General features: G+C 56.6%; 20 protein-coding genes. 11 read left to right on the top strand and 9 right to left on the bottom strand.

Annotated elements, in window-relative coordinates:
* Nucleotides 1-179 precede the first annotated feature (179 nt).
* Nucleotides 180-1,355, bottom strand: coding sequence for a DnaJ family molecular chaperone (locus HVX72_RS15555; protein ID WP_181821836.1), 1,176 nt, complete (start codon nt 1,353-1,355; stop codon nt 180-182).
* A gap of 300 nt (nt 1,356-1,655) precedes the next feature.
* Between HVX72_RS15555 and HVX72_RS15550 the strand changes: the two genes are divergently transcribed.
* From HVX72_RS15550 to HVX72_RS15515, 8 genes are all read left to right on the top strand, one after another.
* Entirely contained in the window at nt 1,656-2,741 is a 1,086-nt protein-coding gene (locus HVX72_RS15550; protein ID WP_060568954.1) for a YncE family protein, read from the top strand.
* Between the two features lie 59 nt (nt 2,742-2,800).
* Nucleotides 2,801-4,984 carry a TonB-dependent siderophore receptor gene (locus tag HVX72_RS15545; RefSeq protein WP_181821835.1) on the top strand — a complete coding sequence of 728 codons (2,184 nt, stop codon included), beginning with the start codon at nt 2,801-2,803 and terminating at the stop codon, nt 4,982-4,984.
* 122 nt (nt 4,985-5,106) lie between these two features.
* Nucleotides 5,107-7,080 carry a PhoX family phosphatase gene (locus HVX72_RS15540; RefSeq protein ID WP_181821834.1) on the top strand — a complete coding sequence of 658 codons (1,974 nt, stop codon included), beginning with the start codon at nt 5,107-5,109 and terminating at the stop codon, nt 7,078-7,080.
* Between the two features lie 102 nt (nt 7,081-7,182).
* Complete coding sequence (gene pheP / locus HVX72_RS15535) at nt 7,183-8,571, top strand: phenylalanine transporter (RefSeq protein ID WP_181821833.1); 1,389 nt, start codon at nt 7,183-7,185, stop codon at nt 8,569-8,571.
* A 227-nt stretch (nt 8,572-8,798) separates the two neighbouring features.
* Entirely contained in the window at nt 8,799-10,034 is a 1,236-nt protein-coding gene (locus tag HVX72_RS15530; protein WP_181821832.1) for an MFS transporter, read from the top strand.
* Between the two features lie 15 nt (nt 10,035-10,049).
* Nucleotides 10,050-11,075, top strand: a complete 1,026-nt coding sequence (locus tag HVX72_RS15525) for a sugar phosphate isomerase/epimerase family protein (RefSeq protein ID WP_181821831.1) — start codon at nt 10,050-10,052, stop codon at nt 11,073-11,075.
* The gene (locus HVX72_RS15520; protein WP_181821830.1) at nt 11,068-12,210 is read left to right on the top strand and encodes a Gfo/Idh/MocA family oxidoreductase; all 1,143 of its coding nucleotides are present in this window, start codon (nt 11,068-11,070) and stop codon (nt 12,208-12,210) included. Before HVX72_RS15525 ends, HVX72_RS15520 begins: the two co-directional genes overlap by 8 nt.
* Before the next feature lie 75 nt (nt 12,211-12,285).
* Nucleotides 12,286-13,257, top strand: a complete 972-nt coding sequence (locus HVX72_RS15515) for a LacI family DNA-binding transcriptional regulator (RefSeq protein WP_181821829.1) — start codon at nt 12,286-12,288, stop codon at nt 13,255-13,257.
* Nucleotide 13,258: 1 nt separating this feature from the next.
* Here HVX72_RS15515 and HVX72_RS15510 read toward each other — a convergent pair whose 3' ends face one another.
* From HVX72_RS15510 to HVX72_RS15490, 5 genes are all read right to left on the bottom strand, one after another.
* The gene (locus HVX72_RS15510) at nt 13,259-14,506 is read right to left on the bottom strand and encodes a mechanosensitive ion channel family protein (RefSeq protein WP_181821828.1); all 1,248 of its coding nucleotides are present in this window, start codon (nt 14,504-14,506) and stop codon (nt 13,259-13,261) included.
* Nucleotides 14,507-14,607: 101 nt separating this feature from the next.
* Complete coding sequence (locus HVX72_RS15505; protein WP_181821827.1) at nt 14,608-16,179, bottom strand: O-antigen ligase family protein; 1,572 nt, start codon at nt 16,177-16,179, stop codon at nt 14,608-14,610.
* A 290-nt stretch (nt 16,180-16,469) separates the two neighbouring features.
* A complete protein-coding gene (gene nfsB, locus HVX72_RS15500) occupies nt 16,470-17,123 on the bottom strand; it encodes an oxygen-insensitive NAD(P)H nitroreductase (RefSeq protein ID WP_042285692.1) in 654 nt (217 codons plus the stop codon).
* A 99-nt stretch (nt 17,124-17,222) separates the two neighbouring features.
* Nucleotides 17,223-17,591, bottom strand: a complete 369-nt coding sequence (locus tag HVX72_RS15495; protein WP_042285689.1) for an MmcQ/YjbR family DNA-binding protein — start codon at nt 17,589-17,591, stop codon at nt 17,223-17,225.
* The gene (locus tag HVX72_RS15490; RefSeq protein WP_042285688.1) at nt 17,591-18,172 is read right to left on the bottom strand and encodes a TetR/AcrR family transcriptional regulator; all 582 of its coding nucleotides are present in this window, start codon (nt 18,170-18,172) and stop codon (nt 17,591-17,593) included. The genes HVX72_RS15495 and HVX72_RS15490 overlap by 1 nt, the downstream gene beginning before the upstream one ends.
* Before the next feature lie 189 nt (nt 18,173-18,361).
* Here HVX72_RS15490 and HVX72_RS15485 point away from each other — a divergent pair, with 189 nt between their 5' ends.
* The 3 genes from HVX72_RS15485 (at nt 18,362) to HVX72_RS15475 (ending at nt 21,574) form a co-directional block, all read left to right on the top strand.
* Nucleotides 18,362-19,495 carry an MBL fold metallo-hydrolase gene (locus HVX72_RS15485; RefSeq protein WP_181821826.1) on the top strand — a complete coding sequence of 378 codons (1,134 nt, stop codon included), beginning with the start codon at nt 18,362-18,364 and terminating at the stop codon, nt 19,493-19,495.
* Nucleotides 19,492-19,839 carry a RamA family antibiotic efflux transcriptional regulator gene (locus tag HVX72_RS15480; RefSeq protein ID WP_042285684.1) on the top strand — a complete coding sequence of 116 codons (348 nt, stop codon included), beginning with the start codon at nt 19,492-19,494 and terminating at the stop codon, nt 19,837-19,839. Before HVX72_RS15485 ends, HVX72_RS15480 begins: the two co-directional genes overlap by 4 nt.
* A gap of 109 nt (nt 19,840-19,948) precedes the next feature.
* Complete coding sequence (locus tag HVX72_RS15475) at nt 19,949-21,574, top strand: alpha/beta hydrolase-fold protein (RefSeq protein WP_181821825.1); 1,626 nt, start codon at nt 19,949-19,951, stop codon at nt 21,572-21,574.
* Here the strand turns inward: HVX72_RS15475 and HVX72_RS15470 are convergent.
* The 3 genes from HVX72_RS15470 to betA all read right to left on the bottom strand — a co-directional run bounded on the left by HVX72_RS15470 (nt 21,503) and on the right by betA (nt 24,710).
* Nucleotides 21,503-21,751, bottom strand: a complete 249-nt coding sequence (locus tag HVX72_RS15470; RefSeq protein ID WP_042285680.1) for a DUF1158 domain-containing protein — start codon at nt 21,749-21,751, stop codon at nt 21,503-21,505. The genes HVX72_RS15475 and HVX72_RS15470 overlap by 72 nt on opposite strands.
* Nucleotides 21,752-21,820: 69 nt before the next feature.
* Nucleotides 21,821-22,936 carry a YbdK family carboxylate-amine ligase gene (locus HVX72_RS15465; protein ID WP_042285676.1) on the bottom strand — a complete coding sequence of 372 codons (1,116 nt, stop codon included), beginning with the start codon at nt 22,934-22,936 and terminating at the stop codon, nt 21,821-21,823.
* A gap of 97 nt (nt 22,937-23,033) precedes the next feature.
* Nucleotides 23,034-24,710, bottom strand: coding sequence for a choline dehydrogenase (betA, locus tag HVX72_RS15460; protein WP_181821824.1), 1,677 nt, complete (start codon nt 24,708-24,710; stop codon nt 23,034-23,036).
* Nucleotides 24,711-24,716 lie beyond the last annotated feature (6 nt).

Below are 24,716 nucleotides of genomic sequence, written 5' to 3'. Positions count from 1 at the left end.
ATGGCTGTGCGTTCAGATGACTCCACGGAAAAAAATCCCTCTGCATCACTGAGGGATTCTGCGTAGAGTTGCGCTAAGCCGTATGCCGCTTAAAACGTTTTCTTAAAGCCAATTAAGGCGCTTATCGGGGCTTCACCCCAACAGCAGGAATTTTGTAACACACCGACAAAACGTTGCGGTTAACCTGCCAGCAGTTCCTGCTCGACGTGTTTTACCTGCACTTCCAGCGTATCGCGAAGCGCAGCTAATGCGCGCTCCTGCTCAGCGAAATACGCTTCTTTGTCCTGTACCGATGTCGCCAGACGCCAGGCGTTTTCCGCTTCCAGTTCCGCAATCTCTTTCAGTAACGCTTCTATCTGGCTGCGCAACTGGCGAATTTTTTTCTGCAAATGTTCCAGATTATTCAGCCTGTCGCTGGCCATCATCGGCTCCAGACCGCTTTGCAACTGCGAAAGCAGCGAACGAATTGCCGCCAGATCGGCATTCTGCCGCGCGAGGTTAAGCTTCACCATCATCTGATGCGCCTTCTCTTTAAGATCATCGGCGACCACGTCAGGATGACACAGGCGGCTGGCTTGTCGCCACAGGCGCTTAAGCTCATTGCGTTCGTCCGCGGAAAGACGCTGGTCGCGGGCAAAACGGTGCAGGGCGTCCTGTTGCTGTTCCTGGTATTCCTGATATTCATGGGCCGCGTCTTCCTGCGCCTGACGGGCCGCGCCGTCATCATGGTGGGTGGCGTCGCTTTCCAGCTCGCGGATTTCAGCGAGCAGATCGGCAATCAGTTCCGTTTGCTGCTGAATACGCTCTCGCACTGTTACGGCTTCGCGGGAGGTTGAACTTATCGCCATCCATTGCAGTTTGAGCTGCGCTAACCTTTCGATAGCCAGCGAAATATACTGCTGGCAGGCACGATAATCCTTTTCACGCCGTTGACGTTCCACTTCCTGTTTGCGCCGGGCGCTGGCCGCCAGTTGTTGGCGCAACGCCAGAATCCGGCTCATCAAGGGGCCAAGACGCAGGTGATACTGGTCATTAAATTCGTCGAGGATCTGAATGCGGGTATTACGGGTGTCGATCAGCTCGCGCAACTGGGCTTCAAGCGCCTTAAGCTCCAGCTTGCTGGCGGCGATGGCCGGGTCCTGCCAATGGGTGAGGGCACGTTGATTTTGCAGCCAGGCGGCGATGTCGCGCATGGCATCGCTGAATCGACCCGATTCAATGGCGAGGGCAATGGCGTAAAGAGCAGGATCGCCAGCCTCTTGTTTTAAATGCACAAGCTGCTGCTGGATAATCTGCTGATCTTCAAGTTCGATAGCGCTTTTAACGATTTCGAGTCGTTTAATGATCTTATTCATGACACCCGTAGCCTGGCGTAACCATCCCAAGAATGACGCGATTTAGGTTAAGTCATACTTTTGATATTTATGGAAAAAACAGCAATCTGCATTTTGTGGTCTGTCATGCCTTTTCGTCCAGAATAATTCGCAGAAATTCTCGATTCGCCCATTTTTCGGTGGGACTCCTCACATTCCGAACCCCTGTTTCAAAAAGGGTCTTTTTTAAGCGAAATTTGCTTGCGATGAAAAAGAGAATAAGTATAGTTCTCATTCTCTTTATTATTTTAATGCATTGCCTCTTTCGGTAAGGAACCCGGCATGAAAAAGACCACCACCGTCCTCGCGCTGCTGATCGCGGCGGCGTTAACCGGCTGCGCCACGACGCCGTCGGCCACCGCGACCCCGGCAACGACAGAACATGTGGCCGCGTCAGCGGCTGCGACGGATCTTATTAAGCGCGATCTGGCGGATGGCCTGTACGAAATGGCGCTAAACCCGGCAGGCGATGCGCTGTACGTCGCCAGCGCAGAAGGCTTTAAGGACGTGCAGGGCGGCGTGGTCTATAAGCTGGATGCTAACACTCTGCAAACTCTGGGTCGCAGCCATACCGATCTGAAAAACTTCGGTATGGCGATGTCAGCGGAGGGGAAAACGGTTTATGTCACAAATTCGCTGGACGGCGGGCTGAGCGCAATCAATACCGCAGACGGCAAAGTCAAAAACCGGATTCTGTTCCCGGAGCGTAACCCGGAAGGCTTCCCTTACGGCGCCCGTCAGGTGCTTCTGCATAACGGACTGCTGTATGTGGGCGCGGTTGCCGATCCGGCAGTGATTTGGGTGGTGGACGCCGGTACGCTGAAGCTGAAAACCCGCATCAAAAACACCGGTAAATGGATGACCGGACTGCACTACTCAGACACCACGCAGCGTATTTATGCCGCGAACGGCGGCGGCGAGATCCTGGTGATCAACCCACGCAATCAGCGCGTCGAGAAGCGCTGGAAGCCACTGGGCGACAAACCGGCTCTGCTGCTGAATATGGCGGAAGATCCGCAAACCGGTCGTCTGTTCGTTACCGACAACTCGAAAGCCAAAACCACGTTGGTGCTGGATATCCACAGCGGCAAAGTGCTGAAGCAACTGGACGTGGGGGATTCCTTAGCCGTGACGTTCAACCCGAAACGTAACGAGATCTACATTACCCAGCGTGAATCCGGAAAATTGCTTAGCCTCAACGCGACCGATTACCGCCTGAAAAAAAGCTGGGATCTGCCGCCGAATCCCAACAGCCTGCTGCTTTCTGCGGATGGTCAGACCCTCTACGTCACCGTAAAGCAAAAATTCAATAAAGACCATTCCACCGATGCGCCGGACAGCGTGGTGCGCATTGCGCTGAACAAATAATAACAAGGCCGGGCAGGATGCTGTCCGGCACCGTTTTTTCTTATTTCTATGGCATTCACATGAACAACACCAAAACAGCTTTGGCGCTGACGGTCAGCGCGCTCTCAGTCTCCGCATGGGCGGCAGAAAAGGCGGTTAACCCGGAAGACACCATCGTAGTGCAGGCGGCCACGCGCGGCGACTTCGTTCCCGGCGGCGACACGCCGATGCCCGCGTTTCTTGACGGTCAGGTTGCTAACGGCGGCAGGCTGGGGATGCTCGGTCAGCAGAACGCCATGGACGTGCCGTTCAGCATCATCAGCTACACCGCGAAGCTGGTGGAGGATCAGCAGGCAAAAACCATTGCTGACGTGGTGGCTAACGACGCGGGCGTACAGTACGTTCAGGGGTACGGCAACAGCGCCGAAACCTTCCGCATCCGCGGCCTGAAGTTTGACGGCGATGACATGACCTTTGGCGGACTGTCCGGCGTGCTGCCGCGTCAGGTAGTGGATGCCCAGATGGTCGAGCGCATTGAAATTTTCAAAGGGGCAAACGCCCTGATGAACGGCGCGGCAAGCTCCGGCGTGGGCGGGATGATCAACCTTGAGCCAAAGCATGCGGGCGACGCGCCGCAGGCGAAAGTGGGCGTGGACTACACCTCCGATTCACAGATTGGCGCCACGCTCGATGCAGGCCGTCGCTTTGGCGACAACGACCAGTTCGGCGCGCGCGTGAACCTGGTACACCGCGAAGGTGAAACGACCATTACTGATGACCGCCGCCGTACCACGCTGCTCTCCACCGGTCTGGATTACAAAGGCGACCGTTTCCGCACCTCGCTGGATCTGGGCTATCAGAAAAAAACCTTCCACGGCAGCCCGACCAGCGTCAATATCTCCGTGGTCGATTTCATTCCTGCCCCCCCGGACAATAACCGCAATTTCTCGCAGAAGTGGGCCTACAGCGATATCGACAACACGTTCGGGATCTGGCGCAGCGAGTACGACATCACCGACAGCTGGACGGCCTATACCGGTCTCGGCGCGCAGCACGCGCACGAAGAGGGGATTTACAGCGCGCCGAAGCTGATGGATAAAAGCGGCAGGGCCATGGTCAGCCGACTCGACACCAATCGCATTAGCGACACAGTGAGTGGAATGGCTGGCCTTCGCGGGCAGTTCGACACTGGCTTTGTTTCGCACAAGGTGAACGTCGGTTATTCGGCGCAAAGCAAAAACGAAAAGATCGCGTGGAAAATGTCGAAAACGGCGGAAAATCCGTACACCAATATTTATCACAACGGCGGGGTGGCCGCTCCGGACAGCACAAACTCGAACGGGAAGGGGGGAGATTATAGCGACCCCCGAACCAGCGGGCGTACCCGCACACAAGGCTGGTTGCTGAGCGATACGCTGGGCGTATTCGACGACAAACTGTTGTTCACCGTCGGTGCCCGCCATCAGAAGGTGGTGATTCGCGGCTATGACAAAATGACAGGGGCGGAAAACCCCGCTGACGGTTTTGACGGCAGCCGCTGGATGCCAACCTATGGCGTGGTTTATAAACCGTGGGAGGAAATCTCGCTCTACGCCAACCATACCGAAGCGCTACAGCCGGGAAAAACTGCGCCCAACACCGCCGTTAACTACGGTCAGAGCACCGGCATCGTTCATTCTAAGCAAAATGAGGTCGGCGTGAAGGCGGACTTTGGCCGCGTGGGCGGCTCGCTGGCGCTGTTTGAGATAAAAATGCCGACGGCCATCCTCGACAGTGAAACCAAACATTACGGGCTGGATGCAGAACAGCGTAACCGCGGCGTGGAGCTGAACGTATTCGGCGAACCGACGCTGGGGCTGCGTCTGAACGCCAGCGCCACCTGGCTGCAGGCAACGCTGACCAAAACCAACAACGGGGTGAATCAGGGGAATGCGGCGATTGGCGTACCGAACTTCTATGCGGTACTCGGCGCGGAGTATGACATTAAACCGGTTGAAGGGCTTACCGCCACCGCACGGGTGAATCACTCCGGTTCGCAGTATGCCGATCTGGCCAACAGCAAAAAGCTTAATGACTACACCACGCTGGATCTCGGCGTGCGCTATCGTTTTGCTGTCAACCAGAGTCAGAATCAAATGGTGGTTCGTGCCGGTATTGATAACGTCACCAACGAGAACTACTGGGCCAGCGTGGACGATTCCGGCACCTATATCACGCAGGGCGAACCGCGAACCTTTAAGGTTTCGGTGGGCTACGAGTTCTGAGGTTCCACCTCGTTATCCGGGGCAGGGATGCCCCAATTCCTCTCATTGTTATAAAAATGTAACAAAAGCTTCTTACACTGTTCGCCAACTCCTTACCTCTTGGCCAATGACAGGAAGCCGCTATGGGCAGACCCCTCAAATCCGTTTTTAAAAAAGAACATCGTGACGATATCAACAACCGCAGCGCTAACCCGGTATTCTCTGAGGTGGCGGAGGTATTTCTCTCCCGTCGCCGTTTTTTACAGGCGGGCGCCGTTGCGGGGGCTGCCGTTTCATTCCCCTTACTGATCAAACCCGAAAATGCCGTTGCCGCGTTATCGAAACCTTCCGCGCTGGCCAAAGCCGTGTCGCTTGGGTTTAACAGTATCGCTATTTCAACGGAAGACACGGTAAGGGTACCGGAAGGCTATATTGCCCGCCCGTTCTATCGTTGGGGTGACCCGACGGGGATCAAAAACAGTATGCCGGCATTTAAGCCGGATGCCAGCAACACCACGGACGAACAGGCCGTGCAGGCGGGCATGCACCACGACGGCATGGCGTGGTTCAGCCTGCCGCAGGGGGAGCAAAATCCGGAGCATGGCCTGCTGGCGATGAACCATGAATACATCGACAACGGAATGCTGTTTACCGACGGTACGGCGAACTGGAGTCTCGACAAAGCCCGCAAAGGGCAGAACGCGATGGGCGTGTCGGTGGTGGAAGTGAAAAAAACGGGCGGCGAATGGCAGGTGGTTCGTCCGTCTTCGTTCGCGCGCCGTATTACCGTCAATACGCCAATGCAGCTTACCGGCCCGGCGCGGCATCAGGACTTAATGAAAACCGCCGCCGACCCGCAGGGGGAACGCGTGCTGGGCACGATGCAAAACTGCGCCAACGGCCATACGCCGTGGGGCACCTATCTCACCTGCGAGGAGAACTGGTCGGATATTTTTGTCAAAAAAGCCGACCTCAACCCGCTGGAAAAACGCTACGGCATCAGCGACAGCGATGAATCCTACCGCTGGAACGAGGTGGATGACCGCTTCAGCGTCGATAAAACCCCTAACGAGCCCAACCGTTTCGGCTGGGTGGTAGAAATTGATCCCTACGATCCCACCTCCACGCCGCGCAAGCATACCGCGCTCGGTCGCTTCAAGCATGAGGGCGCTGCCGTCACGCTCGCCGCCGATAACCGCGTGGTGGTCTACATGGGGGACGATCAGAAGTTTGAGTACATCTATAAATTCGTCTCGGACAAAAAATACGATCCCGCGAACCGTGAAGCCAATATGAACCTGCTGACGTCCGGCACGCTGTACGTTGCCCGGTTCAACGAGGAGGGGAGCGGCGACTGGCTGCCGCTGATCTTCGGGCAAAATGGGCTGGATAAAAGCAACGGTTTCGAAAGCCAGGGCGATCTGCTGATTAAAACCCGCCTCGCGGCCGACGTGGTGGGGGCGACGAAAATGGATCGCCCCGAGTGGATAGCGGTCGATCCGCACGCCAGCGGCAGCGTCTACTGTACGCTCACCAACAACAGCGATCGCGGTAAAGAGGGCAAGGCGCCGGTCGATGCCGCCAACCCGCGCGCCAACAACGTGTTTGGTCATATTATGCACTGGCACGAAGAGGGAGCCGATCCGGCCGCTGCCCGCTTCAAGTGGGATATCCTGGTCATGGCAGGACGCACCGACGGCGACGATCCTAAGTCTAAAGGCTCCATGCAGGGCGCGGCGTTCGGCAGCCCGGATGGGCTGTCGTTCGATCACCAGGGCGTCCTGTGGATCCAGACCGACGTCTCCTCCAGCACCATCAATAAGAAAGCGTACGAGGGGATGGGCAATAACCAGATGGTGGCAACCATTCCGGGCACCAATGAGTATCGCCGCTTCCTGACCGGCCCGCGCGGGTGCGAAATCACCGGCATTGCGTTTACGCCGGACAACCGCACGCTGTTTATTAACATTCAGCATCCGGGAGAGGGCGGGGATGATATTACCGATCCGGCCAATCCGCGCGCCGTTTCTAACTGGCCTGACGCCAGCCCGAACGGCCGCCCACGATCGTCAACGGTGGTGATTACCAAAGCGGACGGTGGGATCATCGGGTCGTAACGTTTATCCGCCGGGCGCATGCGGTAGCCCGGCGTTAAACTTGCTACCTCCAGCATGAAGTGTTAAAACGTGCCCCTTCTAAAAAAGAGACAGGGGTAGGGCGTGAAAGACGCGTCATCCGCTTCAGGCCGTGGTTGCGCTGAAGCCGCGTCGGATCAGAATCCGACGCTGCAACGTGGTTTGCAAAATCGACATATTCAGTTAATTGCCCTTGGCGGCGCGATCGGTACCGGGCTGTTTCTCGGTATCGGCCCCGCCATTCAGATGGCCGGCCCGGCGGTTCTGCTGGGTTACGGTATCGCCGGGATCATCGCCTTCCTGATCATGCGCCAGCTCGGCGAGATGGTTGTCGAAGAGCCGGTGTCAGGCTCGTTCGCTCACTTTGCGTATAAATACTGGGGCCCGTTCGCAGGCTTCCTTTCCGGCTGGAACTACTGGGTAATGTTTGTGCTGGTGGGCATGGCCGAGCTGACCGCCGCAGGCATCTATATGCAGTACTGGCTGCCGGACGTGCCGACATGGATTTGGGCCGCGGCCTTCTTCATCATTATTAACGCCGTTAATCTCGTGAACGTGCGCCTGTATGGCGAAACCGAGTTCTGGTTCGCGCTGATCAAGGTGCTGGCGATTATCGGCATGATCGGCTTTGGCCTGTGGCTGCTGTTCTCCGGCCACGGCGGCGAGCGGGCGACCCTCGACAATCTGTGGCAGCATGGCGGCTTCCTGGCGACCGGCTGGAAAGGGCTGATCCTCTCGCTGGCGGTGATCATGTTCTCCTTCGGCGGGCTGGAGCTGATTGGCATCACCGCGGCGGAAGCGCGCGACCCGCACAAAAGCATACCGAAAGCGGTCAACCAGGTGGTGTACCGTATTCTGCTGTTCTACATCGGCTCGCTGGTGGTGCTGCTGGCGCTCTACCCGTGGGTGGAAGTGAAATCCGACAGCAGCCCGTTCGTGATGATTTTCCACGATCTGAACAGCAACATGGTGGCGTCGGCGCTGAACTTCGTTATCCTGGTGGCATCGCTGTCGGTGTATAACAGCGGGGTGTACTCCAACAGCCGCATGCTGTTTGGTCTTTCGGTGCAGGGTAACGCGCCGAAATTCCTCACCCGCGTCAGCCGTCGCGGCGTGCCGGTCAATTCGCTGTTCCTTTCCGGCGCGATTACCTCGCTGGTGGTGTTGATCAACTACCTGCTGCCGAAAGAGGCCTTTGGTCTGCTGATGGCGCTGGTTGTCGCCACGCTGCTGCTGAACTGGATCATGATCTGCCTGGCGCACCTGCGCTTTCGCGCCGCCATGCGCCGCAAGGGACGCGAGACGCAGTTTAAAGCGCTGCTCTATCCGGCGGGGAACTATATCTGTATTGCGTTCCTGGCGCTGATCCTGGTGCTGATGTGCACCATGGATGAGATGCGTCTGTCAGCGATGCTGCTGCCGGTGTGGGTGGTGTTCCTGTTTGTGGCGTTTAAATTATCCCGAAAAAAGTGATCTGCTTTTCTCCCTCTCCCTCAGGGAGAGGGCCGGGGTGAGGACACCCAGCCGCACCCGTTTTAAGCCTGGCGGTACTGCGCCTGCCGGGCCCTTAATGTACCGCTCCACCTTTATCGTGACCCCTCTCCCAATTCTGTTTCGATCCGCAGGATCTTTAATTTGTAATCGATTACTTTTTATTTGTTGCATTTTGTAATCGATTACTTTTAAGGGTGAGGCTTATCATGGTGTCAACTGAAAGTAGTGAAAAGGCGATAACACAGCACCGGCTGCTGGTGCCGCGTCTGTCGCTAATGATGTTTCTGCAGTTTTTCATCTGGGGTAGCTGGTCGGTCACGCTCGGCCTGGTGATGACCCGGCACAATATGTCTTTGCTGATCGGCGATGCCTTCTCCGCCGGGCCAATCGCCTCCATTCTTTCGCCGTTCGTGCTCGGGATGCTGGTGGACCGCTTCTTCGCCTCGCAGAAGGTCATGGCGGTGATGCACCTGGCGGGCGCGGCAATCCTGTGGTTCGTGCCGGGCGCGCTGATTGCCGAGAACGGCGCGCTGCTGATCGGCCTGCTGTTTGGCTACACGCTCTGCTACATGCCGACGCTGGCGCTGACCAACAATATCGCCTTTCACAGCCTGGCGAACGTGGATAAAACTTTCCCGGTGGTGCGCGTGTTTGGCACCATCGGCTGGATCGTGGCGGGCATTTTTATCGGCGTCACCGGCGTGGCGTCCAGCGTCACCATCTTCCAGGTGGCGGCGGCAAGCTCCGTGCTGCTGGCGATCTATAGCCTGACGCTGCCGCACACGCCAGCCCCGGCGAAAGGCCTGCCGGTCAGGGTGCGCGATCTCTTCTGCGCGGATGCCTTCGCGCTGCTTAAAACCCGCCACTTTTTCGTCTTCTCCGTTTGCGCGATGCTGATCTCCGTCCCGCTGGGAACCTACTACGCCTACACCGCCTCGTATCTGGCGGATGCCGGCATTGCCGACGTCAGCACCGCCATGTCCTTCGGGCAGATGTCCGAAATCTTCTTTATGCTGGTCATCCCGCTGCTGTTCCGCCGCCTGGGCGTGAAGGTGATGCTGCTGATCGGCATGCTGGCGTGGTTCGTGCGTTATGCCATGTTCGCGCTGGGCGTCAGCGAGGAGGGGCGCATCCTGCTCTATCTCGGCATTCTGCTGCACGGCGTCTGCTACGATTTCTTCTTTGTCGTCGGCTTTATCTATACCGACCGGGTCGCCGGTGAAAAGGTCAAAGGTCAGGCCCAGAGCATGATCGTAATGTTTACCTACGGCATCGGCATGTTGCTCGGCTCGCAGATTTCCGGCGCGCTCTATAACCGCCTGGTGGCCGGGCAGACCGTGCCGCAGGCATGGGTGACATTCTGGTGGATCCCGGCGGTGGCTGCCGCGGCGATCGCGCTGATTTTCCTTCTCACGTTTAGGTATGACGATGACAAGGCGTAATGTTCAGGAGGGGGTATGAAAACGATTAAGGGACCGGGTATTTTTCTGTCGCAGTTTATTGGTGAGAACGCGCCGTTCAACACGCTTAACGGGCTGGCAGGTTGGGCAGCGGCGAAGGGTTACAAAGCGGTGCAGATCCCCTGTAACCATCCGCACATTTTTGATGTCGAGAAAGCCGCAGAGAGCCAGGCCTACTGCGATGACATTACCAGTAAGCTTGCCGCGCATGGGCTGGTCATCAGCGAACTGTCGACCCATCTGGAAGGGCAGCTTGTGGCGGTAAACACGGTTTACAGCGACGCGTTTGACCACTTCGCGCCCGCGTCCGTGCGCGGTGACGATGCGGCGCGCCGGGCGTGGGCAACGGAAAAGCTGAAGCAGGCGGCGGTGGCGTCCGCCCGGTTAGGCCTGAAGGCCCATGCCACCTTCTCCGGCTCGCTGGCGTGGCCGTTTTTCTACCCCTGGCCGCCGCATAACGAGCAGCGTTTTCAGGAAGCGTTTCAGGAACTGGCAAACCGCTGGCGGCCAATTCTGGACGCCTTCGACGAGCAGGGCGTTGACGTCTGCTTTGAGCTGCATCCGGGGGAAGATCTGCATGACGGCGTGACCTTCGAGCGTTTTCTGGCGCTGGTGGATAACCATCCGCGCTGCAACATACTCTACGACCCAAGCCATATGCTGTTGCAGCAGATGGATTATCTGACTTTTATCGACATCTACCATACGCGTATAAAAGCGTTTCACGTTAAGGACGCCGAGTTCCGCCCCAGCGGGCGCAGCGGCGTGTACGGCGGCTATCAGCCGTGGATCAACCGCGCTGGCCGCTTCCGGTCGCTCGGCGACGGGCAGATCGACTTCCGGGGCATCTTCAGCAAGCTGACCCAGTACGACTACGACGGCTGGGCGGTGCTGGAGTGGGAGTGCTGCCTGAAGGAGGGCGATACCGGCGCCAGGGAGGGCAGCGCGTTTATCCGCCGCCACATTATTCCCGTTTCCGGACGCGCGTTTGATGATTTCGCCGCAGGGGGCAACGATGATTAACGTTGGCATTATCGGCAGCGGGTTTATCGGCCCGGCGCATATCGAGGCGCTCAGGCGCCTCGGGTTTGTGCAGGTGGTGGCGCTCTGCGACGGTGTGTTTGCCGGGGCGCAGGAGAAAGCGCGCCAGCTTAACGTGCCGCACGCCTGCGCCAGCGTGGAAGAACTGCTCGCGCACCCTGATTTGCACGTGGTGCACAACTGCACGCCGAACCATCTGCACGCGGAGATCAACCGCAAGATCCTGCGTGCGGGTAAGCACGTATTTTCCGAAAAACCGCTGTGCATGACCCCGGACGAGGCGCGCGAGCTGGTGGCGCTGGCGGAGCAGGCGGGCGTGGTGCACGGCGTGAGCTTCGTCTATCGCCAGTTTGCGATGGTGCGCCAGGCGGCGAGTATGATGCGCGCGGGCAGCATCGGGCGGCTGTTTGCCTCGCACGGCAGCTATTTGCAGGACTGGATGCTGCTGGAAACCGACGACAACTGGCGGGTGGATGCGGCGCTGGGCGGCGCATCGCGGGCGGTGGCGGATATCGGCTCCCACTGGTGCGACACGGTGCAGTTTGTCACCGGCAGGCGCATTACGGAGGTGATGGCCGACTTATCCATCGTCTGGCCGACGCGTAAGGCCAGCGTGGGGGGAAACCAGACCTTTTCCCACGATGAAAACGCGCAGTACGAAGACAAGCGGGTCACCACCGAAGATTTTGGTTCGGTGCTGTTCCGCTTTGACGACGGCAGCAAAGGCAGCTTTAGCGTCTCGCAGGTGAGCGCCGGGCGCAAAAACCGCCTGGCGTTTGAGGTAAATGGCAGCGAGCGGTCAGTGGCGTGGGATCAGGAAATCCCGCAGCAGCTATGGATCGGCCATCGCGCGCAGGCCAATCAGACGCTGAGCGACGATCCAGGGCTGATGAACCCTGACGTGGCCGACAGCGCCCACTTTCCCGGTGGACACATTGAAGGCTGGCCGGATGCCTTCAAAAATATGCTGGCGCAGTTCTACCGGGCAGTGCAGACGGGAGCGATGCCGGAGGCGCCGCAGTTCGCAACCTTCCATGACGGCGCTAACGTGATGTATATCATTGACGCCATTGTGAAAAGCCATCAGCAGCAGCGCTGGGTGTGCGTTGAACAATGACACGTCGCCCGGTTCGCCGGGCAACAAATTTATGATAGCCTGCACAAAACGCTAACCGCAGGATGTGTCGTCGTTATGTCTATTCAGAAAATCGCCAGGCTGGCTGGCGTGTCGGTGGCTACGGTGTCGCGCGTGCTCAATAACAGCGATACGGTGAAGGCGAAAAACCGCGAGCGGGTGCTGCAGGCGATCAAAGAGAGTAACTATCAGCCAAACCTGCTGGCGCGGCAGTTACGCACCGCACGAAGCTATATGATTCTGGTGATGGTCTCTAATATCGCGAATCCGTTTTGCGCTGAAGTGGTCAAAGGCATTGAAGAAGAGGCGGAGAAAAATGGCTATCGGATTCTGTTGTGCAATTCCGGTTCCGATATCGAACGTTCCCGTTCGGGCCTGAGCCTGCTGTCCGGCAAAATCGTCGACGGCATTATCACCATGGATGCCTTCTCGAAACTGCCGGAACTCGCGGAACTGATTGGCAACGCGCCGTGGGTACAGTGTGCGGAATACGCCGATGCGGGCGCGGTTTCCTGCGTGGGAATTAACGACGTCGATGCCTCGCAGCATGTGGTCAGTCAGCTTGCCGACAGCGGACGGCAGCGTATTGCGCTTATCAACCATGACCTGAGCTATAAATACGCCCGCCTGCGTGAGCGTGGCTATAAGAGCGTCATTCACCTTCGCGATCTCGATTACCAGGCGGTGGAATACGCCAGCGATCTCAGTTCCGGCGCGGGCAGGAAGGCGATGCAAGCGTTACTCCAGAATACCCCGCCGGATGCGGTATTTGCTGTTTCCGACACGCTGGCGGCAGGGGCGCTACGCGCCATTGAACAGGCCGGGCTGCGGGTGCCGGAAGATATCGCCGTGGTAGGGTTTGACGGCACGGAAGTGGCGGAAATGGTTTCACTGACCACCATCGAACAACCGTCGCGGGATATTGGGCGCAAGGCGGTCGAGCTGCTTTTAAATAAGATCGATAATCCGGATGCGCCGACGGAAAGGGTGATGATGAACTGGCGCTATGTTTCGCGCGCCAGTACCTGAGTTATTTCGGCAATGCGCTGGCCAGCGAGCGAATATCGTTGCCGGTCGGCGACTGATGAATGCGTAAACCAAACTCTTCCACCACCGAAAAAATGTGGTCGAAAATATCGGCCTGAATACTTTCATATTCCAGCCAGACCACGGTATTGGTGAAAGCATAAATTTCCATCGGCAGTCCGTGATCGTCCGGGGCGAGCTGGCGCACCATTAACGTCATATCCTGGCGAATGCGCGGATGGTTACGTAAATACTCGTTCAGATAGGCGCGGAAGGTGCCGATATTGGTCATCCGGCGATGGTTTAATACGGATTCCGGCGCATTGCGCTGCTGGTTCCAGGCGTCAATTTCCTGATGACGGGTATCTAAATAGGGTTTCAGCAGTTGCGCTTTATACAGGCGCGCTTTTTCATCTTCATCAAGAAAATGAATGCTGGTGGCGTCAATGTTGATGCTGCGCTTAATACGCCGACCACCGGAAGCCGACATGCCGCTCCAGTTTTTGAATGAGTCAGAGACCAGCGACCAGGTCGGAATGGTGGTGATGGTGTTATCCCAGTTACGCACTTTTACGGTCGTCAGTCCGATGTCGATCACCGCGCCGTCCGCGCCGTATTTCGGCATCTCCAGCCAGTCGCCCAGCTTAAGCATGTCGTTGGCGGACAGTTGGATCCCGGCGACCAGCCCCAGGATTGGATCTTTAAACACCAGCATTAACACCGCCGCCATCGCGCCCAGGCCGCTTATTAAAATCGCTGGCGACTGGCCTATTAACAGCGAAATCATCAGAATGCCAACGATAATCGCGCTAATCAGTTTGATTCCCTGAAAGATGCCTTTGAGCGGAAGCTGAGATGCCGCCGGTAATTTCTGCGACAAATTAAAAATCACGTCCAGCAGGGAGAACAGCGACAGCAGGGCATACATCATGATCCACAGCTGCGCGCAGGTGGTTAACATTTCTGCCGCCTCGCTGCCTTTTTGCAGCCACAGCGCCGCCTGGATATTGACGATGATCCCCTGAAGGGTAAACGCCAGGCGGTGGAATAATTTATTTTGCGTAATAATTTGCAGCCACAGGCGCGAACTGGCGGTGGCGCGTTTTTCGAATGTGCGTAGAACCACCCAGTGCAAAATGATATGCACAATCACGGCGGTGAGGAAAATAATGCCAAAAATCATCACCAGCGACGTGGTGTGATTTATCTCTATACCCGCTAAATCTTCGACCTGGGTAATTAAATCCTGCATAACGTCTCCTTTATAAAACAGCGGCCTATGATGACCGCTGTACGGAGTTTATGCAAATTTTGCCAGCTTCAGGCTCCCGCGACTGGAAGGATGGAACCCTGTTACGACCTGAATCTTTTGTCCCACGGCATCAGACGCTGCGCATATTCTTTTAACGTTTGCGCTTCCTGGTCGCGGCGCAGAAACGCTAAAATAGCAATCTGATCGTTATAGGCGTCTTCTTCCATATGCAGTGTTATCCATTGCGCATTTTCTCCGGCATACCGCTTGAGTTCCGCAAGATCCCCTGATTGATTGTAATGCAGCAGATGTAACTGCGAGAGGGCGCGTTGCCAGCGCAGCTGCATCAGCCACGGGACATCCAACTGTGCGATACTGTCCGGCGCTTCCAGTCTGCCGGTTTCAAAATTACCCAGCGTTATGCTGGTACGAAAGAGCTGTAGTGAGAGCACGATGCCATACACCGAGAGGGCGGCGAGAACGGGGCGCAGGGGACGAAGAGGTACCTGACAGCGTGAATGACGTCCGTCCGCTGCGGACATAAGCAGTAAAATGGCAAAAAAATGCGCTACTGAATAATAAAGCGGGAATTCGACCTGCGTATGCAGCAAAATTGGCAATGTCGTCAGCAACGCTGCCCACTGCCATACGTTTTTGCGTCGACGAAATAAACTGATCCATCCCATAAAAACAGATAGCCCGCCCATCAGCGCTACCGCGCCACCTTCCCACCAAATAAATAGCGTTTCGTTATGGGGATGCTGCATCATTTCCCTGTTGGGGTTAGCGAAAGGTAGCGTGGCCATAAAATGCTGGTACGTAGATTCAAACATTCCCATTCCCCAGCCTTGCCAGGGATGTATCAGTATCATTCGCAGTGTATATTCCAGCGTTAAGTATCGCTGATGGGTTGAGCTTTCGTGGATTAACGAATCCGATACGGACTGATTAAGCAACTGGCTACCCATAATACAGCCAGCAATGGGCAAAATTACGATCAGAAAACGGCGATATAACGTCGTGCGGTCGCGGAAGGAGTGATGACCGAACAGGAGCGAGGCGCAAATCATTCCGCATACACCGCCAAGCCAGCCGATCCGGGAATGAAACAGCACCAGCGTAGCCGATATTACGAGCAACGATGTACTGAGCACGGCTAAACGTACGAGTTCAGTACGCGGATTAAGCAACGTGCGGCGCTTATCGGCCAGCAAAAAAAGAAGCGCCAGTAATCCCGTTGCCAGAAATGAGGCGGTAACGTTCAGCTGCTGGAAAATGCCGGGGGCATAGCCTTTATAATTAACTGCCAGGTCTTTAAGCGGGAAAGGTAATATTTCCGGACAGTAAAACCCGGCCAGTGAAATAGCGGTCTCAATAATTGCCGCGGACGCTAACAGATAAAAAAGCGCGACGATATCTTTTTCGCGTACAGGCTGTTGCACCAGGGCGAGATAAATCAGTACGCCGCCCCATATGCCGACGATGCGGGGGAGGGCAATGGATAATCCGGCATGGGGTGACCAAAGCAGAGGGAGGGTGAACAGGATCGCGCCAGCCAGTAACAGCAGAAATGTTGGAGTAAGCCGCAGTTTATCCGCTTTCAGTAGCAACCAGATGATGAGCGCCTGAAGGCAAATTGCCGACCAGCTCAGCAGATTCATCGGCAGGTTCATGCCGTAATCACCCCTGTTTGGCCAGGGGATGTGAACGATCAAAAGCCAGTACAGGCAGCCCAACCCCAGTGTTACCAGTCTGAGTGAGGGCGGCGCACTCAGGCGAAAAAGAGAGTGAGTGGGGAACATGATAAAACCCGGGAATAAATCATAAGTGTATTTATTCGCCATTGCGGGTGCGAGAAAACTCTGATCCAGTTCAGGACTTATGGCGCGGGGAAGTAATGAGGAATGTCCTGATAATTTGCCAGCCAGCAACGGACTGCTGCCTGGCATTCTTATCTGAACAGTTACACTTCCGTCAGGGTGGTGGATAACGGCAGGCGGGATTTCGGCAGTGAAGCATTGAAATCTTCGACGCTGTGATGACCGACAGGGACCACGACCACGCTGGTGAACCCTTTATCTTTCAGGCCAAATTCGGCGTCAAGGATCTCAGCGTCAAAGCCTTCGATAGGTACGGCGTCCAGCCCCAGCGCGGCGACGCCGAGCAGGAAGTTCCCCACGTTCAGGTAAACCTGTTTTGCCATCCAGTGCGCATCATCGTGAAGGGTTTTACGGTGCATATCGGCGAAGAAGGTGCGGCCTTTGTGGTTAGCCGCTTTTGCTTCGGCGTTCGGGAAGCGACCATCCGCCTCCTCCTGATCGACCACGCGCTCCAGCCAGGCGTCGTCCATCGCCGTTTTGGCGCAGAACACCACCACGTGTGAAGCGTCGAGCATTTTGCGTTCATTAAACACATAGTTTCCGGCGGCAGACTTCGCGACGCGCGCCTTGCCTTCGTCGGTGCTGGCGATAATAAAGTGCCACGGCTGAGAGTTGGTGCTGGACGGGCTGTATTGCAGCAGCGTTTTTATCTTTTCTGCCTGTTCAGCGGTCAGTTTTTTGCTGGGGTCGAAGGCCTTGGTGGAATGACGTTTTAAGGCAACTGATACGATATCCATAACTACTCCCGGTTTGTTTTATTACCCCGCAGGGTACAAGGTTCTCCGGCAGATGATAAGTGAGAAATTGCGAAAACAGTTATCGTCTGTCACGACCAATCAGCGCGGGCGGATCCGTTTTTGGTCGCGCTTCGTCAGACCGTCAACTACCAGATTCCACGAATCGTTGACCAGTTCTTCCAGCAGCGACTCGCTGATATCGTCGCCGGGCGTGACGGAAATCCAGTGCTTTTTGTTCATGTGGTAACCAGGCGTGATGCTCGGGTATATCTGCTGATTTAACAGCGATTTTTGCGGATCGGACTTCAGATTAATCACTCTGCGATTGTTTACGTCGGTGGCAATCATGAAGATCTTACCGCCCACTTTAAAGACGTCATATTCCGGGCCAAACGGCCAGCAATGTTCGGTAAACGGAAAAGCCAGCGCCAGACGGCGCGCGCAATCATACAGCGTTTTATCATTCATCAGAATTCCTCGCGGGTGAGGGCGCGCCACATCGCTTCAAAACCGAGAGAGATAAACTCACTGGCGCGAGCCGGTTCGCGAGTGGCAAACTCCATGGTGGTTTCGGCCAGAGTTAAAAACAGCGCGTCGCCGAAGGCGCGATATTCGTCTGACATAAAGACCGGCAGGACCGCACGGTGGCAAAGATCGTGCAGCTCAGGAAACATGGCGTCGGCCTTTTGTTCTGTCTCTTTGGTAATTTTCTCGCTGACCGCCAGTTGGCGTATCGCGCGGTGCCCGTGCGTCTGTTCCAGCCCCCAGCGGATATAGCTGCTCCAGATATAAAAGGTCATCGCTTTGGCATCGGTTAGCGAGCGATCCAGCCTGGCGATCATTGACTGACACAGGCTGTGCTTAAGATGGAGGTAAAGTTCGTTAATTAACTCGTCTTTGGTCGCGAAATAGCGAAACAATGTTCCTTCCGCCACGCCTGCATTACGGGCAATCACGGCGGTAGAAGCCGCGATCCCGGACTGCGCGATTGCCGTGGTTGCTGCCTCCAGTAATGCCAGTTTTTTGTCTTCACTCTTCGGACGAGCCACTACATTTTACCCTTATCAGTCTAAAACCCGAATTGAAACACGGCCTTTGCAGCGCCGCAACGTGGAATGTCAAAGATTGAAAAACGTCTTGACGCGAAATTTCCGATTTCTATAATGAGTGCTTACTCACTCATAATCAAGAGTCAGCCGCGCAGACTACCGGACGGGAGCGCGTTTTCAGGTCAGGATATGAAGCGTCTCACAGTTTGTGTGGTTATTATGATGATCATTGCCAGTGCCGCAACGTTACCGTTTGTCCTCAATGCTGGCTTCGGTCAGGCGCCGCAAGGGGCTCAGCTCAGCCAGTTTGAACAGTCCGTCAATTATCGTGATGGGCAATTCCATAATCAGGTGCCAGGGCCGGGCTATACCGGAAATAAAAGTCTGCTGGCGGCCTGGTGGGCATTCCTGGTCGCAAAGCGAGAGAACGCGCGTCCGGCGCAGCCGTTACCGCTGGTAGCGACCGATATTGCAGCTCTGCCCGCGGACAGGGACACGCTGATCTGGCTCGGCCACTCGTCGTGGTATTTGCAGCTCGGCGGAAAACGCATTCTGATCGACCCGGTCTTCAGCCGTTATGCGGCGCCGTTTTCTTTTCTCAACAAAGCGTTTGTCGGCGATTACCCCTGGACCGCCCAGGCAATGCCGGCGATCGATCTGCTGATCATTTCTCACGATCATTATGACCATCTGGATTACGCCACCATCAAGGCGTTGATGCCAAAAGTGAAGCGAGTGATTACGCCGCTCGGCGTCGGTTCGCATTTGCGGTACTGGGGTATGAACGGCGACATCATTGAGGAGCGTGACTGGCACCAGTCTGTGCGGGTGGATGACGGGCTCTATATTCACGTACTGCCCGCCCGCCATTTTTCCGGACGCGGCATCAAGCGTAACCAGACGCTGTGGGCCAGTTTTCTGTTTGAAACGCCGGAACAGAAAATTTACTACAGCGGCGACTCTGGCTACGGCCCGCACTTTCGGGCGATTGGCGAACAGTTTGGCGCGATCGACCTGGCGATCATGGAAAACGGTCAGTACGACCCGGACTGGAAATACATCCACATGATGCCGGAGGAAACCGCTCAGGCGGCACAGGATCTGCGCGCCAGAGCCATCTTACCGGGGCATGCCGGACGTTTTGTGCTGGCGAAACACACCTGGGATGATCCTTATAAGCGGCTGGCGCTGGCCAGCCGTCATAAACCCTACCGCCTGCTCACTCCGACGCTGGGCGAACCGGTGAAGCTCGACGATCCGGCGCAACAGTTCACGGCATGGTGGGAGAACACGAGCAATTTGCAGGAGAGGAGTGCTGAATGACCATTTCTGCTCAGGTAATCGACACCATTGTCGAATGGATTGATGAAAATTTGAATCAACCGTTGCGTATTGACGATATCGCCCGCCACGCGGGGTATTCCAAGTGGCATTTGCAGCGTCTTTTTATGCAGTACAAAGGGGAGAGTCTCGGACGCTACATCCGCGAGCGTAAGCTGCTGCTGGCGGCGCGGGATTTGCGCGAATCCGACGAAAAAGTATACGATATCTGTTTGCGCTACGGTTTTGATTCGCAGCAGACGTTTACCCGCATCTTTACCCGCACGTTTAATCAGCCGCCGGGCGCCTACCGCAAAGAGAACCACAGCCGGACACACCCGGCATAGTGTTATCAGGCCGCGACAGGCAGAGTAACATTCCGCTTACAAATCTTATTGCAAATCATTCCCATTTACATTAGCGTGGCTAACACATTTCTTCAGGAACGGTTAGCCAATGAAAATGGCGTGGAGTGGTTTGCTCCTGGGGCTGGGAACCCTGTCGGCTCAGGCGATGCCCTGTTCGACTCCCTCGCTCTACGGCGAGCAGCAGGGAAAATTTGATGCCAGCGGCGAAGTCTGTTTTGTCCTTCATCCGCTAAACGAAAACTATGTTTCCGCAACGCTGTCCGGCGTCACCGATGCCCGTCTGCTCGACGGTCAAAACCGGCGTATCCGCACGTTACTGGAAGACGGCCCCGACGATGGCGAGCATCATTTGCTGTTTTCGTTACCCGTACAGCAGACTACCTCGCTGGTGCTGCATGGTAACGAAGGCGCGCGCTGGCAGTTTAGCTGGCAGATGAAAGAGACGACGCCGCTGCCGCGCACGCAGCGAATTTCCCCTGTCAGCCCGACGCTACAGCGGCTGGAAAAAGCGATTGCCGCCGGGGCGGGAACCGCGGATTTCTGGCAGGATCGGCAGCGTTACGGTACGCCGCTGGTCGAACCTGTCGACGCTAACCATAAACGGATCACCTTTCTCTGGCGCGGCGCGAAGCAAAACGTTTTTCTGTTTGGCTCGCCGGCAGGCGAGCACGATCCGCTGTTTCGACTCGGCCATTCCGACGTCTGGTTTCGCAGCTATGTTGTGCCTGCGGATACGGTTATGCAGTACAAACTGGCGCCGGATGTGCCAAAAGTCAGCGGTTCGCCCCGCGATCAGCGACGCGCGATCCTGGTCAGCGCGCAGGCCGATCCTTATAACCCGTTGCGGATCGGCGATAAGCATGCCGATCGCTGGAACCAGTCGTCGTTAATCGATCTTGGCCCGCCGCGTTTTTGTTCGGCGCAGGCCGCTGCACAGCCGTTGACGCACGGCGCACTAACCCGTCAGATGCTGAAAAGCGAACGGTTAGGCAATCGCCGGGAAATCGCTCTCTACCGTCCGCGAGTGGCGCAGCCGGCGCGTTGGACGTTGATCCTGTTTGACGGTAAAACCTACCTTGATGACTACCATATCGACCGGATAGTTGACGGTCTGATTGCCCGCCATCAGCTTCCGCCGATCAATGTGGTATTTGTGGACTCGCTCGATCATCCGCGTCGTGGAAAAGAGCTGCCGCCAAACCCGGACTTTGCCGATTTCATGGCGCACGAGCTGACGCCCTGGCTGGCGCAGCGGGGCATATCCCTCCAGCGGCAGAAAACGGTGCTGGCCGGGTCCAGCTACGGGGGACTGGCGTCGTCGTGGGTGGCGCTGCGCTACCCACGGCTGTTTGGCAATGTGCTGAGTCTTTCCGGCTCCTACTGGTGGGCGCCGCACGGGGAGGCGCCCGCCTGGCTGACGCGGCAGTATCAGAACTCGCCGCGCTACCCGATTACCTTCTGGCTACAAGCCGGGCGTTTTGAACAGGAAGGGCCGAACGGCGGCATTTATCGCAACACGCTGGCGTTTGAAAAGGTACTCAAAGAAAAGGGCTACACGGTCAGTTTTCATCCGTGGTCGAGCGGGCATGACTACACCGCGTGGTGCGAAGCGCTGGTGCACGGCATGCGCGACTTCACGGGCTTAACCGGCCAGCGAAAACCAGCGACGCCAGACGTAGCGGAGCACAAAATATTCGACAGCGCCAAGCGCTAAAAACCACAGGCAGAACAGCAGCGTATAAAGCTGGTTGAGATCCATAAGATGAAAGGCGTCAACCAGCTTTTGCGCCAGCGTCAGTCCCAGAGACGGAGCGGGCAGCAACAGGCAGGACAGAAAAGCCATCAGCAAAATACCGGCGGCAGTCATCAGCGATTCAAGCGGGTGTTTCATGGCATTGTTAAATGTGAGTTAAAAAAGCCATTGTCCGGGATTACGCCGGACAACGCAAACGCCGTCCTGTTACCCCGCCCAGATCTCGCAATGTTTTTTCACCAGACCAATCAACGACCCGCCATCGGCGACAAATTCCCGCATCTTTTGCGCTTCGCTGCCGCCGTTTCTCACCTGACGGGTCAGGGCCTCGATCGCGCTGCCTGCGCCCACTTTATCCGCCGAGGGGGCGACTTTCTCCAGCAGACGCAGGGTGTCCTCTGACAGTTTATGATGATCGCCGGTATGTACGTCGGTCAGAATGCCGTCCAGCCCGTAACGGCAGGCCTGAAAGCGGTTGAACTTATACAGCAGGTAATCGCGTTCCTGGTGTTTAAACGGTCGCTCGGTCAAAAGCCAGTGCGCGGTCGCCTGAATCAGTCCCGCGATGTTGACGGCATGAGACAAGGTGAGCGGCGTATCCATCACCCGCACTTCCACGGTGCCAAAATGCGGACTCGGTCGGATATCCCAGTGCAAATCTTTAATACTTTCGATCATGCTGGTGTAACTGAGCCGACGGAATAGCCCCTCAAATTCCTGCCAGTTACTGACCCACGGCATCGGACCGTTGTCCGGAAAACCGGAGAAAATATTCAGCCGCGATGAGGCGAAACGGGTGTCAGAACCCTGCATATAAGGCGAAGCGGCAGAGAGCGCGATAAAGTGCGGCACGAAGTGTGACAGCCCGTGCAGCAGATAGATCGCGTCGTCACCGCTGGCGCAACCGACGTGTACGTGCTGACCAAACACGGTCGCCTGCTGAATGAGGTAGCCAAAATTCTCCAGCGTCCGCTGATAGCGCTCGTTATCGCACACTTCCTGCCGCTGCCATTTTTGAAACGGATGGGTGCCCCCGCCACAAATCTCAATATGGTGCTCCGCCGCGGCGTGGAGAATCACCTGCTGCATGGCGGAAAACTGTGCGGCGGCCTGGTCGATGTTGTGACACACATCGGTCGCCAGTTCCAGCATGCTTTCGGTGATGTCATGTTTGACTTCACCGGCGGTGACCCGGTCTTTCACGGCGGCAATCAGCCGCGAAGAATCCTGGCTCAGGTCATAGCCCGGTGGATTAACCACCTGCGTTTCCAGCTCAATGCCGAGGGTGTAGGGTTCGGAGACGTGAAAATCGGGTAACGGCATAACGTTCTCTTTTAAAGGAATGTCTTTTCAGTATAGAAGCGTTATGGGTATTCGGAAGCGGCCTGATACGCGCCGCGTTATCAGACCGTACAGACCGTTACCGCCGTGGCGCCTGGCGCACCGGCGTGTCGCCCGCCACGTAATAGCTGGCTGTGCTTTTTGCCAGCGGGGCGCGACCGCGAATAGCATCGGCAAGCTTTTCGCCAATCATGATTGTGGTCGCGTTCAGGTTGCCGGTGATGATTTGCGGCATGATTGAAGCGTCCACCACGCGCAGGTTTTCCACGCCGTGAACCCGGCCTTCGCCGTCCACGACCGCCATTTCATCAAAGCCCATTTTGCAGGTGCCGCAGGGATGAAACGCCGTCTCGGCGTGCTCGCGCACAAACGCGTCCAGTTGTTCGTCGCTCTGGCAGTCGCTGCCAGGGCTTATTTCCCGTCCGCGAAAGGGATCCAGCGCGGGCTGGTTGATGATTTCACGGGTAATGCGAATGGCGTCGCGAAACTCCTGCCAGTCCTGGTCGGTCGACATGTAATTAAACAAAATTGCCGGGTGCTCGCGCGGATCGCGTGATTTAAGATGGACGTGGCCGCGGCTTGGCGAGCGCATAGAGCCGACGTGGCACTGGAAGCCATGTTCTTTAACCGCGTTCGAGCCGTTGTAATTGATCGCGACCGGCAGAAAGTGATACTGAATGTTTGGCCAGGTAAACGCGTCCCGGCTGCGGATAAAACCGCCCGCTTCGAAATGGTTGCTCGCGCCAATGCCGGTGCCGCCAAACAGCCATTCGGCGCCGATCTTCGGTTGATTCCACCATTGCAGAGCCGGGTACAGTGAGACCGGTTTTTTACAGGCGTATTGCAGGTACATCTCCAGATGATCCTGCAGGTTTTCGCCGACGCCGGGCAGGTGATGAACCAGCGGAATAGCAAACGCTTTCAGCAACGCCGCGTCGCCAACGCCGGAACGCTGCAGAATCTGCGGCGAAGCAATCGCCCCGGCGCATAACAGCACCTCTTTTTCCGCTGTGGCGGTGGTCGGAATGGTGCCGTCGCCTTCCAGCCACTCCACGCCCACCGCCTTTTTGCCATCAAAGAGGATGTGATCGGTCAGCGCGTGGGTGATTATCGTCAGGTTAGGACGTTTTCTTGCCTGATCGAGATAGCCGCGCGCGGTGCTGGCGCGACGTCCCTGCGGCGTTACGGTGCGATCCATCGGGCCAAAGCCTTCCTGCTGGTAACCGTTAAGATCGTCCGTGCGCGGATAACCGGCCTGTACGCCCGCCTCGATCATCGCGTCGAACAAAGGATTCACATGGGGTTTCGAGGTGGTCACGCAGACCGGGCCGTCGCCGCCGTGATAGTCGTTTGCGCCGATATCGCGCGATTCCGCCTTACGGTAGTAGGGCAGGCAGTGGAGATAGCTCCAGTGTTCGAGTCCGGGTTCGTTTGCCCAGTTGTCGAGATCCATCGCGTTGCCGCGAACATAGCACATGCCGTTAATCAACGAGGAACCGCCCAGTCCTTTGCCGCGTCCGCACTCCATCCGGCGATAATTCATGTGCGGTTCCGGCTCGGTTTCATACGCCCAGTTATAGCGTTTCCCCTGAAGGGGATAGGCCAGCGCCGCGGGCATCTGAGTGCGAAAATCCGCACGGTAGTCCGGGCCGCCCGCCTCTAAAAGCAGAACGGTGGTATTGCTGTCTTCTGTCAGTCGTGTTGCCAGTACGTTGCCGGCAGAACCGGCGCCAATAATGATATAGTCAAAATGCAATGAGAC

The organism is Citrobacter sp. RHB21-C05 (genome assembly GCF_013889015.1).
GTDB lineage: Bacteria > Pseudomonadota > Gammaproteobacteria > Enterobacterales > Enterobacteriaceae > Citrobacter_A > Citrobacter_A sedlakii.
The sequence above is the reverse complement of the archived record's forward strand: the minus strand, read 5'-3'. Positions and strand labels throughout refer to the sequence as shown.